The following is a 16,541-nucleotide window of genomic DNA, read 5'->3' on the forward strand; positions in this document are numbered from 1 at the left end:
TGAGTCTCGTTGACACCGCAGACGACAGGAGTTGCCGTGGCCCCGAGACCCCGACCCGTCCGACGCGTGCTGGTCTCCCTGCTGACAGCGGGAGGCCTGGTGACCGGCGGCCTCCTCGCGGTCGCGCCGAGCGGCGAGCCGTCGGCCGACCTGATCACGACGTTCGACGCGGAGACCAGAGCCCGCACGCGGGCGCTCGCCGGCTCACCCCCGATCACCGACCCCGGAGCAGCGGCGATCGCCGGCATCGCAGGCACCGCGAGCCTGGACGGGCACGGCCACGTGCACAACGACCCCACCACCAAGAACGCCGTCAGTCGCAGCGGTGAAGCGGCGGCCCACCCCGACCGGACCACGCCGCAGCAGCGCGCAGCCAGCCGGGCCCGGGTCGCCGAGCAGCGCACGCAGCGCGAGCCCCGGCTCACCCGCGTCCCCCTGCGCGAGAGGCGCCGTGCGGTGCCGGAGAGCAGGTACGCCATGGCCGGCGGCTGCTACACCCTCGGCGGGCGACCGATCACGTTCCAGGCGACCGGTCTCGGCAGCTACCTCCTCTACGCCGCCGACGGCACCTTCCTCGCTGCTGGCGGCACCGACGACGCGACCTTCGCCGCCAGCCCGTCGGAACAGGCCGACTGGACAGCTCGCACGGCAGGCAGGGGCAGGTTCACCTTCACCCTCGCCGACGGACGCTCGCTGCGGCGTGCTCCCGCGACAGCGACGGGATTCGGCACCCGCACCGGCCCGGCCGAGTCGCTCGCCCTGCGCCGGGCCGACGGCTGCGCGGCCTTCCCCGAGGTCGAGACCAACGTCAGCGGACGACCTTTCGGCGGGGTCACGTCGTTCCAGGAGGTGCGGGGCTACGTCGACCCGCACGTGCACGGCCAGACCCACGAGTTCCTCGGAGGCCGGGTCATCTGCAGCCCGCCCTTCCACAAGTACGGCGCCGCGGCCGCGCTGGTGGACTGCCCCGACCACCAGCTCGCCGACGGTCGCGGCGCGCTGCTCGAGGACGTGCTGGCCGACAAGACGCCCGGGACGGGCCACGACCCGGTCGGCTGGCCGACGTTCTCCTACTGGCCCAACCCCCACTCGCTCACGCACCAGCAGGTCTACTACAAGTGGCTCGAGCGCTCGTGGCGCGCCGGGCTGCGCATCCACACCAGCCTGCTCACCGAGAACCACGTCCTCTGCGCGATCTACCCGCTCAAGAAGAACTCGTGCGACGACCGCGACGCGGTGCGGCTGCAGGCGAAGGACATGCGCGCGATGCAGGACTACATCGACGCGCAGTACGGCGGCCCCGGCCGCGGCTGGTATCGCATCGTCACCAACCCCTTCGAGGCACGCTCGGTCATCAACCAGGGCAAGCTCGCCGTCGTCATGGGCATGGAGACCTCCGTCCCGCTCGGCTGCAACGTGCAGCTCGGCCGCCCCACCTGCACCGAGGAGCAGATGCTGGCAGAGCTCGCCGAGATGAAGGCGCTCGGCGTCAGCCAGATGGAGCTCACCAACAAGTTCGACAACGCCTTCACCGGGGTGGCCGGCGACGCGGGCAGCACCGGCACGCTGACCAACGCCGCGAACTTCCTCAGCACCGGCTCGTTCCTGCGGATGCGGACCTGCCCGTCGAGCAACCCGCCCGGCGTCGAGGACCGGCTCCAGTCGCCGAACCTCGGCGACCTCGGCACCCTCCCCGGTGGACAGGACACGACACCCGACCAGGACGCCATCTTCGGCGCGATCTGGGAGCTCTTCGGCGACGTCGGCGTCCAGCCGGGCCCGCTCTACCCGGCCGGCCCGCACTGCAACCAGCTCGGTCTGAGCCCCCTCGGCGAGAAGCTGCTCTCGGCCATGATCGACCAGAGGATCCTCTTCGACCCCGACCACATGAGCGTCGCCGGCCGCACCGCGGCACTGGACTACCTGGAGCAGCAGCAGGCCGCGGGCCGCAGCGTCGGCGTCGTCTCCTCCCACTCGTGGTCGACGTCCGACGCCTATCCCCGGATCTACCGGCTCGGCGGCTTCGTCGCCCCCTACGCCGGCGACTCGACCGGCTTCGTCGACAAGTGGCGCCAGCACCTGGGGTGGAGCGACCCACGGTTCTACTTCGGGTTCGGGTTCGGCTCCGACATGAACGGCTTCGGCGCCCAGGGCGACCCGCGCGGCGCCGACGCGGCCAGCCCCGTGACGTACCCGTTCCGCGGGCTCGGCGGCGTCACCGTCGGCCAGCAGCGCAGCGGCGAGCGGGTCTTCGACGTCAACACCGACGGCGTGGCCCACTACGGGCTGTACGCCGACTGGGTCGAGGACGCCGAACACGTGGCCGGCGCCGACGGTCCCGCACTCGCCGCCGACCTGTCGCGCGGCGCGGAGGCCTACCTCCAGACCTGGGAGCGGGCGTGGGGCATCGCGCCCGACTCGTGCCGCAACCCCCGGTTGCGCCGGTCGGTGCGGGCGTTCACGAAGGCGGCGACCCCGGGGATCCGCACGCGCGAGCTGATGCGCCGCGTCGGCCAGCCGTGGCAACGGATAGGTCGGGAGCTCACCTACTGCGCGAAGGCTCCGGGCGAGCAGCGCGTGCTGATCACGGTCGCGATGTCCGGCGTCGGCAAGGTGAGATCCGTCCGACGTGGCTGATGCTCAGCGCCGTCGCCACCAGCGACGACGCGCCGCGGGGGTGTCGGTGATGCTGCGGCCCCAGCGGCCCCGGGCCAGGGTCACCGCCTCGTCGACGAACCGCGCCCGCGCCTGCGCCCAGTCGGCGGTCTCGACGAGTGTGCGCTCCGACCCCCAGTCGCCGACGTACCAGACCCGGTAGGTCGCGTCGTCGCGCCTCTCCAGGCCGATGCGTTCGCTCGACAGCCCATCGGCCGCCGGACGCCCGACGACCTGGAAGTCCGTGCCCTCGCCGAGTCCGCGCGCGAGCAGGTGCTCCGCGACCTCGTCGAGCTCGTCCTGGTCGGCCACCGACCACTCAACCGTGGGTGGCGCGCGACTGGGTCGGCATCGGGTCGGAGCGCACGCCCTCGCGATCGGCGAGCTCGCCGGCTGCGACCGTCGCCTGGAAGACGCCGGGCTCGACCTCGGTCGCGCCGAGCTCGGCGGCGTCCGCTGCCGAGTCGGGCGTGACCACCACGAGGACCTCGTCGCCCGCCTGCTGCAGGACGCGCACCCGGTGGTCGCGCCAGCGCGCCACGAGGGCGATGTCGAAGACCTCGCACGCGGACACCGGCGCCGTGCGGGAGTGGACCATCGGCCGCACCGGCTCGAAGCCCTCGGGCACCTGGTCGTCGCCGACCCACACCAGCTCGACCGACTGCTGGTCGGCGGTGTAGGAGCAGGGCAGGTCGAGGGCGCCGAACCTCGCGCGGGGACCGATCAGGTGCAGTGGCGGGAAGTAGCCCTTCGCGCCCTGCCACCCGCGCGCCGCGCCCAGGTAGCGGGAGAACTCGCGCTCCGTGCCGTCGAGGCCCACCCGGACGTAGCGGGCGCTGACGGGCATCCGCGTCATCGTGAGGATCCACGTCGCCGTGCCGTCGCGGAGGAAGCCGGTGGGGTACGTCGGCCACGGTACGTCTGCGTGCCCGAGCGCGTTGGTCGGGACGCGGAGGTCCATCAGCGGGTGGGTGCCGAAACGCACCACGTCGACGTGGTCGGGGGCCTCGCCGAACGGCCCGTCGGGCCCGTCGAGGCCCAGCGCCCTGACGCGCTCGACCGGGGTCAGTCCGATGTGGTCCTCCGGCCGGTAGACCGGGCCCGTCAGCACGTCGTAGCCCTGCTCGACGATCCGGCGCGACACCTCGGGGACCAGGAGCTTCTCCAGGACGGTCATGCCTCGCGCCTCCTCGGGTGGATGGACGTCACTCTCTCATCGACGTCGGTGAGCTCGGCCAGCGCCGCCGCACCGCGCCACCCGTCGTAGGTGTCGCCTGCCAGGCCCTCGCGCTCCGCGAGCCCACTGTCGTTGGTGAAGAAGCCCGCCTCGTCACCCTCGACCGCGCTGATCGCGATCGTGCCGCCACGCCACGTGGCGAAGGTCTTGACCGACAAGAAGTCGTCGAGCTCGTCCATCTCGTGACGGACGGGTCCTCCGGGGCCTGTCACGGTGACGTAGCCGCGCCCGTGCCCGTGCACGTGGATCTCCTGCCCGCCGAGGACGGCGTAGAGACCGGAGGGCCTGACCCTGGTCACTGGACCGGCATCCACATCTTGGTGCCCATGTAGTCCGTGAGGACGGCCACCAGCTCCTGTCCGCCCGAGCTGTCCATCCGCCAGATCTGGGACCCGTCGGGAAGGTTGGTCGCGACGTCGGTGCGGAACTCCGGGATGCCGCCGGAGGTGTAGCCGTTGCCCGTGAACGGGTTGTCCGGGTCGATCGCCTTCGCGTCCCAGCTCGGGTCTCCTCCGAGGTCGGAGTGCCGCGGCACGCTGACCCCGCTCGGGTCGGTCTGGTCGTAGCGAAGCACGTGGATGTCTGCGTCGTCCGGGCTGAACTTCGTGCCCGTGTAGTCGAGGCCGAGCTTGTCGTGCATCTCGCGCGGCGTGTGCAGCTGGTCGACGTCCTCGTAGCGCGAGGTGAAGCCGAAGGTCTCGTCGGGCTTGAAGTAGGGGTCGGAGGACGACCCGCGGAGGTAGTCGTCGACCGTGCTCTCCGGGATCACGCGCTGCATCGGCGTGCCGGGCTCGATCCGGATCGCGTCACGCGCGTCGACCAGGCGCTGGAGCTCGCCGGGGCTGAGCTCGTCGATCGGCTTGTTGACGAGGTGTCGCAGGTCGTCCGGCAGGTCGTCGAGGCGGCGGAGCCCGGTGAGCTCGTCGAACCGGTCGAGCTTGCCGAGGTCGGCCAGGTGGTCGAGCCGGTTCAGGTCGCCGAGCGCGTCGATGGCGTCGAGACCGCCCTTGGCGCCGCGGGTCGCGAGCGCACCGGTTCCCGCGGTGGCGACGGCGATGATCGCGTCGGGCACCAGGTGCCCGATCGCCCGCGCCGGGTCGTCGGCCCAGGTGTCCCAGTCGAGCAGCGCCTTGCCGAGCTCCTTGCCGAAGCCGATCGGGTCGGTGGTCAGGCCGGTGTAGATGCCCTTGGCCATGTCCCACGCGCTCTCCGCGGAGAGCTCGTACTTCTTCATCAGCTCCTCCGGCGTCAGGTCGCCGGTGGCCAGCTTGTAGGAGTCGATGACCATGTTGACCGGACTGAACGGCACCATCGTGAGCAGGTCCCACACGGCCTCGCCGGCACCCTCGAGGATGCCGCCGACGAACTTCAGCCCCGACTCCAGCCAGTTGGGCTCCTCCGGGGCGTCGGCGCAGCCGGCCTTCACCTCGCCGGCGCAGACCTGGGCGGCGCTCTCGAGGTCGGACCGCGCCGCGGCGAGGTCCGCCAGGGCCTTCTTCTGGATCGGGTCGCCCCAGTCGTTGAACGGCTCGGCCTGGTCGGTCCCGCCGCCGGCCCAGTAGTCGCGCATCTGGCCCATGTAGGAGTCGTACTGCCGGCGGGCGCGCTCCGACTCGCGCTGGCCCTCCTCGTGGTCGGCCTTCGCCTCGGCGGCGCGCTGCTTCGCGGTGTCCAGCGCACCGGCGTACGTCCTCAGTCCGGCGGCAGCGCGCTTGAACCCGTTGCCGGCCTTGGTCCAACGCTCGGGCTCCAGGTCGTGGGCCTCGCGGAACTGGTCAGCGGCCCGGCCGACCCAGCCGGAGACGTCGATCTTCGACAGCGCGTCGCCGGTGTCGAAGAAGAGCTGTCCCTTCTGCTCCATCGTGGTGGCCTTCGCGCGGACGTTGCCCGGGTTGCCCTCGACCTCGAAGTCCGGCACGTCACATCACCTTGACCGCGGTGATCGTGCCCATCAGGGAGGTGAAGGCCTCGCCGCCCGCCTTGTCGGTCTCGAAGTAGTTCATCGCGATCTTGCCGAGGCGTCCCGACATCTCCTCGACGTCCTTGCAGAGGTTGTTCATGCCCTCCTCCCAGCGCCCCTGGAACTCGTCGAGCGCGTCCCAGACCACGTCGCTGCCCACGTCGTCACGGCTGGGCACGAGGTCCTCGACGTCCTTGTCCTTGAAGAGCTTCACGGTGTCGTTGAGGCCCTGGGCGGCCTTGCCCATGCTCTCGAGGTCGACTTCGTAGTCGTAGGACGGCATGGCTGTGGGGTTCCCCGCGCGGCGCCCGCTCAAACCGATGGTGACCCGGCAGAAATCACGCGTGTGAACCCCCGCTTCCGGGGGTAGGAGGCCGGCATCAGTGCTCGACCGAAGGGAGCGGCCCGTGGCCGTCGGACTCGTCTATTCCGAGATGCAGGCAGCCGCCCAGGCCGCTGCCGACGCGGTCGACCCGCTCCAGCAGACGCTGCGCGAGCTCGCCGCCACGATCGAGACCGAGGCCGGCAAGGGCTTCAAGGGCCAGGCGGCCGTCGGGTTCGGGCAGGCGATCAACGAGTGGTTCAACGTCGCCGTCACCCTGCGTCCCATCCTCGAGGGCTACTCGCAGAACCTGACGTACCTCGCCCAGGAGCATGCGACCAACGACACCGAGCAGGCCGTCCGCGCCGGGCAGCTCGCCGACCGCCTCGGCGGCGGTCCCCGATGAGCGAGCGCGGCGTCGTCGTCCACCAGGGCGCACTGTCGAGCATGGAGACCGCGCTCGGCGACGCGACCACGAAGATCACCGAGCAGATCGACCGGCTCCTCCAGGAGGCGGAGCGGCTCACCCCGGGCTGGGACGAGACCAGCGAGTCCCACCTCGCCCACCTGGACTACCAGCAGAGGCTCCGCGACGGCGTCAAGAGCCTGACCGACGCGCTCGACCAGGTGCGGACGAAGGCGGCGACCTACCGCGAGGACGCTCGCGAGATCGAGGTCGAGAACGTCGCGATCTCGAACTGATCGCACCCCGTCGCGGGATGGTGACCGCGGCGACCTCGGCCCGGCGATCACCCATCGGGGGGATGTTACCTACGGGTAGGATCCTTCTCACTCGTGGGAGCCCTGCCGTCCGCGCGCATGACGGTCATATGCTCCGGCTCGTACGCCCCGACTGAGGAGCAGCCCTTCATGCAGATCTTCGCGATCGTCGTCTCGTTCGCACTGACCGTCGCCGCCGTCGCCCTGCTGGTGCCGGCCGTACGTCGGATGCTGGGCGTGATCCGGGCCGGCCAGCCCGCTCCCGGCCGCACCGGCAACCCGGCCGGTCGTGCGACCACGATGCTCAAGGAGACCTTCCTCCACACGCGGATGCTCCAGTGGCACTGGGTCGGCATCATGCACTGGTTCGTCTACGCGGCGTTCCTGTTCCTCAGCACCGCCGTGCTGGCGGCGTACTTCCAGCTGTTCTCACCGTCGTTCGCCTGGCCGCTCATCGGCCACTGGTATCCCTACGAGTGGTTCAGCGAGCTCATCGGCCTGCTGAGCACCGTCGGCATCGTCTATCTCATCCTCGTGCGGCAGCGGAACCACCCGCGCACCAAGGGCCGGCGCAGCCGCTTCTACGGCTCCAACTTCTGGCAGGCCTACTTCGTCGAGGCGCTCGCGCTGCTCGAGGGCTCGGCCATCCTCTTCGTCCGGGCCGCCGAGTGGAAGCTCGACGAGGACGCCGGGCGCAGCCACTACCCGGTCGCGTCGTGGATCGGCGACGCGCTCTACACCAACGACGCCTCCACCCTCGAGAACATCATCTACTTCATCGCGGCCTTCAAGATCGCCCTCGCGATGATCTGGCTGATGGTGATCGCCCGCAACATCACCATGGGCATCGCGTGGCACCGCTTCACCGCCTGGTTCAACATCTACTTCAAGCGCGAGGACGACGGCGGCACCGCGCTCGGCGCCATGAAGCCGCTGACCTCGGCCGGCAAGCCGATCACCCTCGACGACATCGACGACCTCGACGAGGAGTCCGTGCTCGGCACCGGCTCGATCGAGGACTTCTCGTGGAAGGGCATCCTCGACTTCACCACCTGCACCGAGTGCGGCCGCTGCCAGTCGCAGTGCCCGGCCTGGAACACCGAGAAGCCCCTCTCGCCCAAGCTGCTCATCACCGCGCTGCGCGACCACGCGTACGCCAAGGCAGACGGCGACGAGGCTCACGCCGAGCGTCAGCTCGTGGGCGTCGGCTCGAAGGGCGAGAGCGCCGGCAGCGGCACCGACGTCCTGGACTACTTCTACAACCCTGCCGACGGCGACTTCGTCATCGACGAGGACGTCCTGTGGAGCTGCACGTCGTGCGGCGCGTGCGTCCAGCAGTGCCCCGTCGACATCGAGCACGTCGACCACATCATGGACATGCGGCGCTACCAGCTGCTGGTGGAGTCCAACTTCCCCGCCGAGCTCAACCAGCTCTTCAAGGGACTGGAGAACAAGGGCAACCCGTGGAACATGTCCGCGTCCGCGCGGATGGACTGGGCCAAGGGCCTCGACTTCGACGTCCCGGTGGTCGGGGAGGACCTGGAGTCGCTGGAGTCGGTCGACTGGCTGTTCTGGGTGGGCTGCGCGGGCGCGTACGAGGACCGCGCGAAGAAGACCACCCGTGCGGTCGCCGAGCTGCTCGACCTCGCCGGGATCTCCTTCGGCGTGCTCGGCAACGGCGAGACCTGCACCGGTGACCCGGCCCGGCGCGCCGGCAACGAGTTCGTCTTCCAGGGCCTGGCCCAGCAGAACGTGGAGACCTTCCAGGAGTACAAGGTCAAGAAGGTCGTCTCGACCTGCGCCCACTGCTTCAACACGCTCAAGAACGAGTACAAGGACTTCGGCATCGAGCTCGAGGTCGTGCACCACACGCAGCTGCTCAACCGCCTCGTGCGCGAGGGCAGGCTGACGCCGGTCAAGGACGGCGCGGGCGCCGCGAAGCGCTCGATCACCTACCACGACCCGTGCTACCTCGGCCGCCACAACCAGGTCTACGAGCCGCCGCGCGAGCTGCTCCAGGTGCTCCCCGGCGCCGAGTTCGTGGAGATGGAGCGCAACTCCGAGCGGTCCTTCTGCTGCGGCGCCGGCGGCGCGCGGATGTGGATGGAGGAGAACCTCGGCGAGCGGATCAACGTCAACCGCACCCGCGAGGCCGTCGGGACCGGCGCCGACCAGATCGCGGTGGGCTGCCCGTTCTGCCGCGTGATGCTCGCCGACGGGCTCACCGCCCAGCAGGCCGCGGGCGAGGCGCGCGAGGAGGTCGAGGTCCTCGACGTCGCCCAGATGCTGCTCGCGTCGGTCAAGGGCGAGCAGGCGACCAAGGCCGCACCGTCCTCCGCGCCCGCCCGGGGTGCCGCCGCACCGGCCACCGCGGCCGCCACGACCGACGTGGCCACCAAGGACGAGCCCGAGACCGGCGACGTCACGATCACCGAGGACACGGTCACCGAGACCGCCGACGCCGGGCCCGCCGCGAAGGCCTCCGGAGGGTCGTCGCTCTTCGACACCCCGGCCGAGTCGGGCGGGTCGCTGTTCGACGCTCCGGCGCCTGCTGCCGCACCCGCTCCCGCACCCGCGGAGGACACGAAGCCCGAACCCGCCTCCGGGGGATCGCTGTTCGACACGCCTGCTCCGGCCCCGGCCACCGCAGCCCCTGAGGACAAGACCACCGAGCCCGCCTCCGGGGGATCGCTCTTCGACGTGCCTGCCGACCAGCCGAAGTCACCGCAGGCCGAGGCACCGCAGCCCGAAGCGCCGTCTGCGAAGCCCGCCGAGAAGCCCGCGACGGACCTCGGTGGCGGTGGGTCGCTCTTCGACATCAGCACGCCCGAGCCCGATGCTCCCGCCGCCCCGAAGCCGGAGGCGGCCCCCGCGGCGAAGGAGGCCACTCCCGACCCGGCCCCCGAGAAGCCCGCGGTCGACCTGGGTGGTGGTGGATCGCTCTTCGACATCGCCGCCCCCGAGCCGGCCCTCGAGGTCGAGTCTCCCAGCGACTCAACCGGGAGTGAGCCCGCCGAGGACGTCGAGTCCCCCAGCGACTCGCCCCGGACCGAGCCCGCCGCACCGGCGCCCGCGACGGACCTCGCCAGCGTCGGGTCGCTCTTCGACATCGCCACGCCGGAGCCCGCGGCGGAGCCGCAGCAGCGTGAGTCTCCCAGCGACTCGACCGCTCAGGAGCCAGCCGAGCAGGCCCCCGAGCAGGCCCCCGAGACGGACGTCGTCGAGGACGAGCCGGCTCCTGCCGCACCCGCGGCCACCGCTACGACGTCGGCGCCGAGCACCGACGTCGACATCGCGGGCGTCGGGTCGCTGTTCGACATCGAGGCGCCCGCCGCGGAGGCGTCCGCCCCGTCGGAGCCGGCGGCCGTCGAGCCCGAGCCCACAACAGAGGTCGAGGCCGAGGCGGCGCCAGCCGGTGCGCCTCCGAGCGGCGCCGACCTGAGCCAGGCGGCGACGTTCTCCGACCGGGCCGAGGCCAGCGGTGACGCCGAGGAGCCGGCCGAGGCGACACCTGAGGAGACGGCCTCCGAGAGCGCGTCACCCGAACCGGCTACCACCTCGGACGGCCCGACCCACACTCCGAAGACCGACGTCGACATCAGCGGCTCCGGGTCGCTGTTCGACCTCTGAGTCGCGCCGCCCCGCCCACCCTCGGCACCGCTGTAACGCCGGGTTAGTTGCTCTACCCACCCCGCTGCATCAGGGGTGGAACAGCCAACAACCCGGCGTTACAGCGCGCGCTGACATCACCCCGGCGCTGCGTGACATCACGAGGGCGTTGACATGACATCATCGTGATGTCAGAGTGGTGCACATGGACATCACCCCGTACGTCGACACCCTGCGCCGTGACCTGGTCGCTGCGGCGGAGGCCGGCAGCGACGAGCTGAAGCAGGCCGCGGAGCGACTGGCCTACGCGCTCGACCCGAGTGCCCGGCTCGCGCTCATGGAGGCCATCTCCCACGCGGCCGCCGAGATCACCGCCGAGCTGCCCGAGGGCAGCGTCGACGTGCGCCTGGTCGGTCGCGAGCTCGACTTCGTCGTCGAGGTCGCCCCGCCGACCGCGGTCCCGGCACCTCCCCCGCCGCCGGCCCCGCCGGCAGCACCCGAGGAGGACGACGGCGACCTGGCCCGGATCACGCTCCGCATCCCCGAGGCCGTCAAGGCCCGTGCCGAGGAGAAGGCGGCAGCCGCCGGCCAGAGCCTCAACACCTGGATGGTCGGCCTCGTGCGCAGCGCCACCAACGAGCACTCGATCAACGTCGACATCGACCTCAGCAGCGTGCCGTTCGTCGGCTACGACCCGTTCGCCGCCAGCCGCAAGCAGAACAACAGCCGTCGGATGAACGGCTGGATCTGACCCGCCGGGCCTGAGCGCCCGACCACCCACCGCCAGCACCATCCCAGCGGAACGGCACCGGCCGGCCCGTCGGACGAACACACCCTCAGGAGACCAGATGAGCACCCACGTGGACCACGCGTTCGCCACCCCGGAACCGATCGACCTCTACGTCGAGAACGGCCGCGGGAGCGTCGTCGTCACCGCCAGCGACACGACCGAGACCACCGTTCGGATCACCGGCCCGCGCGCCGAGGAGTACGACGTACGCCACCTGGTCGACGGGCCCGGCCGGGCGCGCGTCGCGATCCTCGCCCCGCACCGCAACGGCGGGATCTTCGGCAAGGACTCGCGCACCGAGATCGTCGTCGGGGTGCCGGTCGCCAGTGGTCTCGAGGCCAAGGTCGGCAGCAGCGACGTGGCCGCCCACGGTCGCCTCGGCGACACGCGTGTCGACTCCGGCTCGGGCGACGTCTCGCTCGACGTGGTCGACGGCGAGACAGCGGTCAAGTCCGGCTCGGGTGACGTCACCGCCGAGCTGCTCGCGGGCAGCGGCCTGGTCAAGACCGGCTCGGGCGACGTCGTCGTCCGGCGCGCCGACTCGTCCCTTCTCGTCACGACCGGCAGCGGCGACGTACGCATCGAGGCCTCCGGCGACGAGCTGGCCATCAAGACCGGGTCGGGCGACGCCGAGGTCCGTGCGATGGCGGGCGAGGCCGTCTTCACGACCGGCTCCGGCGACCTCGTCATCGGCGACGCGGCAGCGGGTCGCATCACGGCCAAGACCGCGAGCGGCGACGTGCGCATCGGCGTACGTCCCGGGCTGCCCGTGTGGACCGACGTCCGCACCGCCAGCGGCCGGCTCTCCTCCGACCTGCCGAGCACCGGCGAGCCCGCCCCCGGCCAGCCCTACCTCGAGGTCCGTGCCACCACGGCCTCGGGCGACGTCACCCTCCACCAGAACTGACGCGAAGCACACGAGACAAGGAGCACCGCCATGTACGAGTCCCTCACCGCCCTCGAGCTCATCGCCCGTCACCGCATCGCCGAGCGCGTCCGCTACTCCCCGCGCGCGCCGAAGCGCCGCAGCTGAACCAGCACCTCAGGACTTCATGGCGACGCCGCGGCGCCAGTAGCCCATGAAGGCCACCCGGCCGCGGTCGAACCCGAGCTCGTTGACCAGGTGTCGGCGCAAGCCGGTCACCACCTTCGACTCGCCCGCGATCCAGGCGTAGGTGCCGCCGGTGCCCACCGCGTCGCCGGCCACCGCCTCGCCCGAGGAGGAGTGGGACGGCGTCTCCCACAGGTCGGGGTCGACCTCGTCCTCGCCGACCTCCACCTCGGCGCCCGGGATCCCCAGGTGCGCGACCACCGCGTCGTGCAGCTCGCGTCCGAGCTCGGCACCCTCGCGGGCCAGCCACACGACCTCGACGCCGGCCGGACGTCGTACGTCCTGGACGTCCGCCGCGACCGGCACCTCCAAGAAGGCCGTTCCGCGGGCGTCGGCGGGGAGCTGCTCGAGGACGGTGCACACGGCCGGCACCGCCGTCTCGTCGCCCACCAGCAACAGCTCCGCGCCCGGCGCCGGGGCGAACTCGATGCCTCCGTAGACGTGGCCGCGGCGCGGCGCGAGCACCACGAGGCGGTCCCCGATGGCGGCCGTCGACGCCCAGGTCGAGCCTGGGCCGACGAGGTCTCCCTCGAGGTGGAGCACGATGTCGACGACGAGCGTGGTCTGCTCGCCGGTGCCGCGGACGTCGCGGATCGTGTAGGTGCGCATGTGGCCGCGCTGCTCGGTCGGCTGCTCGAGCCACGTGGTGAACCACGACCCGTCGGCTCCCTCGGTGGAGGTGATGCCGCCCGTCACCGGGTCGGGGAAGATCAGCTTGATCCGCTGGTCGTAGCGCGGGCCGTCGACGCCGAAGTCCGCGAGCTCAGGGCTGCCGAGCCCGACGCGGAGGAAGGTCGGGGTCAGGCGCTCGACGGAGACCACCTCGACCTCGGTGAAGATCATCGGCAGGACGTCGGTGGTCACGGTCATTTGCCACTCCTGGGCGAGTTCGGGCGAGCCGGCGTCCCCAGGCCTCCCCCCAGAGGACCCGAGGACGCCGACCCGGGTCAGTCACATTGACTTAGGCAAGCCTAACCATACCGAACAGCCGTGGGCGACTCACGGGTCAGCACCAGGCGTCGACGTCAGATCTGCGTGCGGTGGAACCCCTGGAACGACCGGCTCGGCGTCGGCCCGCGCTGCCCCTGGTAGCGCGAGCCGTACTTCTCCGAGCCGTAGGGGTGCTCGCTCGGCGAGGAGAGCCGGAAGAAGCAGAACTGGCCGATCTTCATGCCCGGGTAGAGCTTGATCGGCAGGGTCGCGACATTGGCGAGCTCGAGGGTCACGTGGCCGGAGAACCCGGGGTCGACGAAGCCGGCCGTCGCGTGCGTCAGCAGGCCGAGCCGACCCAGGGACGACTTCCCCTCGACCCGCGCCGCGATGTCGTCGGGCAGCGACACCACCTCGTACGTCGAGCCGAGCACGAACTCCCCCGGATGCAGGATGAACGGCTCGTCGCCCTCCGGCTCCACCTCACGGGTCAGCTCGGACTGGTCGGCCGCCGGGTCGATGTGCGGGTAGCGGTGGTTCTCGAAGACCCGGAAGAACCGGTCGAGGCGTACGTCGACGCTCGAGGGCTGCATCATCTGCGGGTCCCACGGCTCCAGCGCGATCCGGCCGGCGTCGATCTCAGCGGTGATGTCGCGATCGGAGAGCAGCACGCGGCCGACCCTAGCGGCCTTTCCCCCCGACGGGGTTGCCCGCTGGTTGAGCAGGGCGCCCTGGCGCCCGTGTCGAAACCGAGGACGCCACAATGTCCCGGTGACCTTCCACCGCTACGTCGCCCTGGGCGACTCCTTCACCGAGGGCGTCGGCGACCCCGACCCCTCGCGCCCCAACGGGTTGCGGGGCTGGGCCGACCGCGTCGCCGAGGTCCTCGCCCAGCAGACCGACGACTTCGGCTATGCCAACCTCGCGATCCGCGGCCGCAAGCTCGGCCCCATCGTCGCCGAGCAGCTCGACGCCGCGATCGCGCTCGAGCCGGACCTCATCACCATTCACGGCGGCGGCAACGACGTGCTCCGCCCGCGCGTCGACGTCGATGCCCTCGCACGGACCTACGACGACGCGATCGCGCGCCTCTCGGCGACCGGGGCGCGCGTGGTCATGTTCACCGTCTACGACCCGGGCGGCAGCGGGATCTACGGCCCCGTCCGCGGCCGGATGGCCCTCTTCAACGAGTGGGTCCGCGAGATCGCCGACCGCCACGACGTGACGCTCGTCGACATGTGGCGGATGCGCGAGGTGGAGATCGATGCCGCCATGGACGCCGACCGCATGCACCTCAACGCCTTCGGCCACTCCTACATCGCGCGCGCCGTGCTCGAGGAGCTCGGCGTCGACCACGGCCTCGAGCCCGTGGCCATCGACCCGCTGCCCGTCCTCGGCCGTCGCGACCAGTGGCGCGCCAACGCGCAGTGGACGCGTGAGTTCCTGGTGCCGTGGGTCCACCGCCGTCTCACCGGCCGCTCGTCGGGCGACACCGTCTCCGCCAAGCGCCCCCGTCTCTCCGGTATCTCCTCCGAGGTCTGGTAGCACCATCCGGTATCGTTCGGCCCGCCGTCCCCGGACGGCTCTGCGGATGTAGCTCAGCTGGTAGAGCGCGACCTTCCCAAGGTCGATGTCGCGAGTTCGAATCTCGTCATCCGCTCCACGTGTGACGAACGCGCCGAGCGCGACGCTCTGCCCACCATCGATGTCGCGAGCTCGAATCTCGTCATCCGCTCCACGTGTGACGTACGCGCCGAGCGCGACGCCGGCCAGATAGTCCGCATCAAAGCTCGGGTGCTGGACTCGGTTCCCCCGGAAATCTGATGCGGACTACCGCGAGGCGGGCACGGGTCCACCCCTCCCGCTCGTGACGGTTGGGGCACTTGCGTCTTGTGGGGACAACGAGGACAGTGAGGCGATTGTTGTTTCTCGGATCGAGGTTCCCTCCCCATGCCTGCCCTTCCCCGACTGCCGCGTGCCCTCGCGCACCAGATCTCCGGCGGCGCCACCGAGCGCCCGCTCTGGCGCCACCCGGCCACGATCGCGACCGCCGCGCTCGTCCTGACCCTCGGCGCAGCCCCGCTCCTGCCGAGCGGCGGTGACGACGAGCAGGAGGCGTTCGCGCCGACCGCCGAGAGGTCCGACGCGCCGCTGACGTCCGGGTCCACGATGGCCACCGTCGGCCGCGGCCGGGTGACGCGCGCGATGCACGCGGAGATCGATCGCGTGGTGGCCGAGGGGGTCGCGCTCGACCGCGCCCGGGGACGTACGGCGACGGCGCGCGCGTCCGTGCGGTGCGCGAGGTTCGAGGGCCAGCGCTACTGCCTCGGGTTCGGCTGGACCCAGCAGTCCCGCGGCGCACTCGCGGCGCGCCTCGACGCCAGGCCGACGGCCGGACGGGAGAGCACCGGCGACCTCGACGCCGACGGCCTGCTGGCCCGCGCGAGCGCCCGCACTCCTGCCGAGCGGGCCGACGCCGACCGCGCCGAGCTCACCGCAGCGGCGCAGGCCGTGGGCAAGGTGTGGCTGCTGCGCCACGAGATCCAGGGCGTCGACCTCCCCGCGGGCTTCACCGCCAGGCACCCCGAGCTCGACCTCGGCGTCAGCGAGGTCGACGCGAGAGGCGGCTTCGGCCAGAAGTACCCCCGCAGGTTCTCCATCCTCGAGGAGGAGCGCGCGCTCGCGCAGAACGAGACCTGGTGGTGCGGCCCGGCCGCGATGCAGGCCATCGGATGGAGCTCGCAGAAGACGCGGAAGAACCAGTCCTACTGGGCCCGCCGCCTCGGCACGACGACGGCCGGCACCGCGATCACCGACATGGTGCGCGTGGTCAACAACCAGACGCACTACGCCGACGAGGACCGCGCCGGCCCCTACGTCGTGCTCGACATCAGCGACTTCACGTTCAAGCAGTGGTACCGCCTGATGATGCGCCACATCCACGACTACCGGGCGCCCGTCGTGCTCCACCCGGTACTGCTCAAGCAGTACTACCCCTACCTCGACGACGATGCGAGCGGCCACTTCCAGGTCGGCCGCGGCTTCGACCAGAACCCGAAGGGCAACCCCCAGCTCGGCTACTTCGAGCCGTGGGACCAGTCGAAGTTCGACCCCAGCGAGCCGCGGATCGGCCGCGTCCAGTGGCGCAACGCCTACCGCTCCTACCGCGCCAACCAGGCCCACTTCCAGCACAACGTCGGGGTCTGA

The 16,541-nt window shown here is 71.3% G+C and carries 15 protein-coding genes and 1 tRNA gene; 9 read left to right on the forward strand and 7 right to left on the reverse strand.

Features of this window, described 5'->3' with window-relative positions:
- Positions 1 to 36: 36 nt before the first annotated feature.
- Complete coding sequence (locus IEZ25_RS18305; RefSeq protein ID WP_191200910.1) at positions 37 to 2,637, forward strand: amidohydrolase family protein; 2,601 nt, start codon at positions 37 to 39, stop codon at positions 2,635 to 2,637.
- 3 nt (positions 2,638 to 2,640) lie between these two features.
- Here IEZ25_RS18305 and IEZ25_RS18310 read toward each other — a convergent pair whose 3' ends face one another.
- The 5 genes from IEZ25_RS18310 to IEZ25_RS18330 are packed head-to-tail and all read right to left on the reverse strand — an operon-like array spanning position 2,641 to position 6,135.
- On the reverse strand, positions 2,641 to 2,967 hold the full coding sequence (locus IEZ25_RS18310) for a hypothetical protein (protein WP_191200911.1): 327 nt from the start codon (positions 2,965 to 2,967) through the stop codon (positions 2,641 to 2,643).
- 7 nt (positions 2,968 to 2,974) lie between these two features.
- On the reverse strand, positions 2,975 to 3,832 hold the full coding sequence (locus IEZ25_RS18315; RefSeq protein WP_191200912.1) for a hypothetical protein: 858 nt from the start codon (positions 3,830 to 3,832) through the stop codon (positions 2,975 to 2,977).
- Positions 3,829 to 4,191, reverse strand: a complete 363-nt coding sequence (locus IEZ25_RS18320; RefSeq protein ID WP_191200913.1) for a hypothetical protein — start codon at positions 4,189 to 4,191, stop codon at positions 3,829 to 3,831. Before IEZ25_RS18320 ends, IEZ25_RS18315 begins: the two co-directional genes overlap by 4 nt.
- Positions 4,188 to 5,810: a WXG100 family type VII secretion target gene (locus tag IEZ25_RS18325; RefSeq protein ID WP_191200914.1), complete on the reverse strand. Its 1,623-nt coding sequence runs from the start codon at positions 5,808 to 5,810 to the stop codon at positions 4,188 to 4,190. The genes IEZ25_RS18320 and IEZ25_RS18325 overlap by 4 nt, the downstream gene beginning before the upstream one ends.
- Position 5,811: 1 nt before the next feature.
- Complete coding sequence (locus IEZ25_RS18330) at positions 5,812 to 6,135, reverse strand: WXG100 family type VII secretion target (RefSeq protein ID WP_191200915.1); 324 nt, start codon at positions 6,133 to 6,135, stop codon at positions 5,812 to 5,814.
- Positions 6,136 to 6,259: 124 nt separating this feature from the next.
- On the opposite strand from IEZ25_RS18330, the gene IEZ25_RS18335 reads away from it, so the two are divergent.
- The 5 genes from IEZ25_RS18335 to IEZ25_RS18355 all read left to right on the forward strand — a co-directional run bounded on the left by IEZ25_RS18335 (position 6,260) and on the right by IEZ25_RS18355 (position 12,200).
- Positions 6,260 to 6,580 carry a WXG100 family type VII secretion target gene (locus IEZ25_RS18335; protein ID WP_191200916.1) on the forward strand — a complete coding sequence of 107 codons (321 nt, stop codon included), beginning with the start codon at positions 6,260 to 6,262 and terminating at the stop codon, positions 6,578 to 6,580.
- On the forward strand, positions 6,577 to 6,876 hold the full coding sequence (locus IEZ25_RS18340) for a hypothetical protein (RefSeq protein ID WP_191200917.1): 300 nt from the start codon (positions 6,577 to 6,579) through the stop codon (positions 6,874 to 6,876). Before IEZ25_RS18335 ends, IEZ25_RS18340 begins: the two co-directional genes overlap by 4 nt.
- 93 nt (positions 6,877 to 6,969) lie before the next feature.
- On the forward strand, positions 6,970 to 10,524 hold the full coding sequence (locus IEZ25_RS18345) for a heterodisulfide reductase-related iron-sulfur binding cluster (RefSeq protein WP_318152320.1): 3,555 nt from the start codon (positions 6,970 to 6,972) through the stop codon (positions 10,522 to 10,524).
- 184 nt (positions 10,525 to 10,708) lie between these two features.
- The gene (locus IEZ25_RS18350) at positions 10,709 to 11,254 is read left to right on the forward strand and encodes a toxin-antitoxin system HicB family antitoxin (protein ID WP_191200918.1); all 546 of its coding nucleotides are present in this window, start codon (positions 10,709 to 10,711) and stop codon (positions 11,252 to 11,254) included.
- A gap of 97 nt (positions 11,255 to 11,351) precedes the next feature.
- Entirely contained in the window at positions 11,352 to 12,200 is an 849-nt protein-coding gene (locus tag IEZ25_RS18355) for a DUF4097 family beta strand repeat-containing protein (protein WP_191200919.1), read from the forward strand.
- A gap of 135 nt (positions 12,201 to 12,335) precedes the next feature.
- Here the strand turns inward: IEZ25_RS18355 and IEZ25_RS18360 are convergent, their stop codons facing one another.
- Both IEZ25_RS18360 and dcd read right to left on the reverse strand, forming a co-directional pair.
- Positions 12,336 to 13,274, reverse strand: a complete 939-nt coding sequence (locus IEZ25_RS18360) for a siderophore-interacting protein (protein ID WP_224749275.1) — start codon at positions 13,272 to 13,274, stop codon at positions 12,336 to 12,338.
- A gap of 155 nt (positions 13,275 to 13,429) precedes the next feature.
- On the reverse strand, positions 13,430 to 14,005 hold the full coding sequence (gene dcd, locus IEZ25_RS18365; protein WP_191200920.1) for a dCTP deaminase: 576 nt from the start codon (positions 14,003 to 14,005) through the stop codon (positions 13,430 to 13,432).
- A gap of 100 nt (positions 14,006 to 14,105) precedes the next feature.
- Here dcd and IEZ25_RS18370 point away from each other — a divergent pair, with 100 nt between their 5' ends.
- The 3 genes from IEZ25_RS18370 to IEZ25_RS18380 all read left to right on the forward strand — a co-directional run bounded on the left by IEZ25_RS18370 (position 14,106) and on the right by IEZ25_RS18380 (position 16,541).
- Complete coding sequence (locus IEZ25_RS18370) at positions 14,106 to 14,879, forward strand: SGNH/GDSL hydrolase family protein (protein WP_318152321.1); 774 nt, start codon at positions 14,106 to 14,108, stop codon at positions 14,877 to 14,879.
- 42 nt (positions 14,880 to 14,921) lie between these two features.
- Positions 14,922 to 14,997 (forward strand) — tRNA-Gly (locus IEZ25_RS18375).
- A 287-nt stretch (positions 14,998 to 15,284) separates the two neighbouring features.
- Positions 15,285 to 16,541 carry a hypothetical protein gene (locus tag IEZ25_RS18380; RefSeq protein ID WP_191200922.1) on the forward strand — a complete coding sequence of 419 codons (1,257 nt, stop codon included), beginning with the start codon at positions 15,285 to 15,287 and terminating at the stop codon, positions 16,539 to 16,541.

The sequence above is a fragment of the Nocardioides hwasunensis genome (assembly GCF_014779665.1).
GTDB lineage: Bacteria > Actinomycetota > Actinomycetes > Propionibacteriales > Nocardioidaceae > Nocardioides > Nocardioides hwasunensis.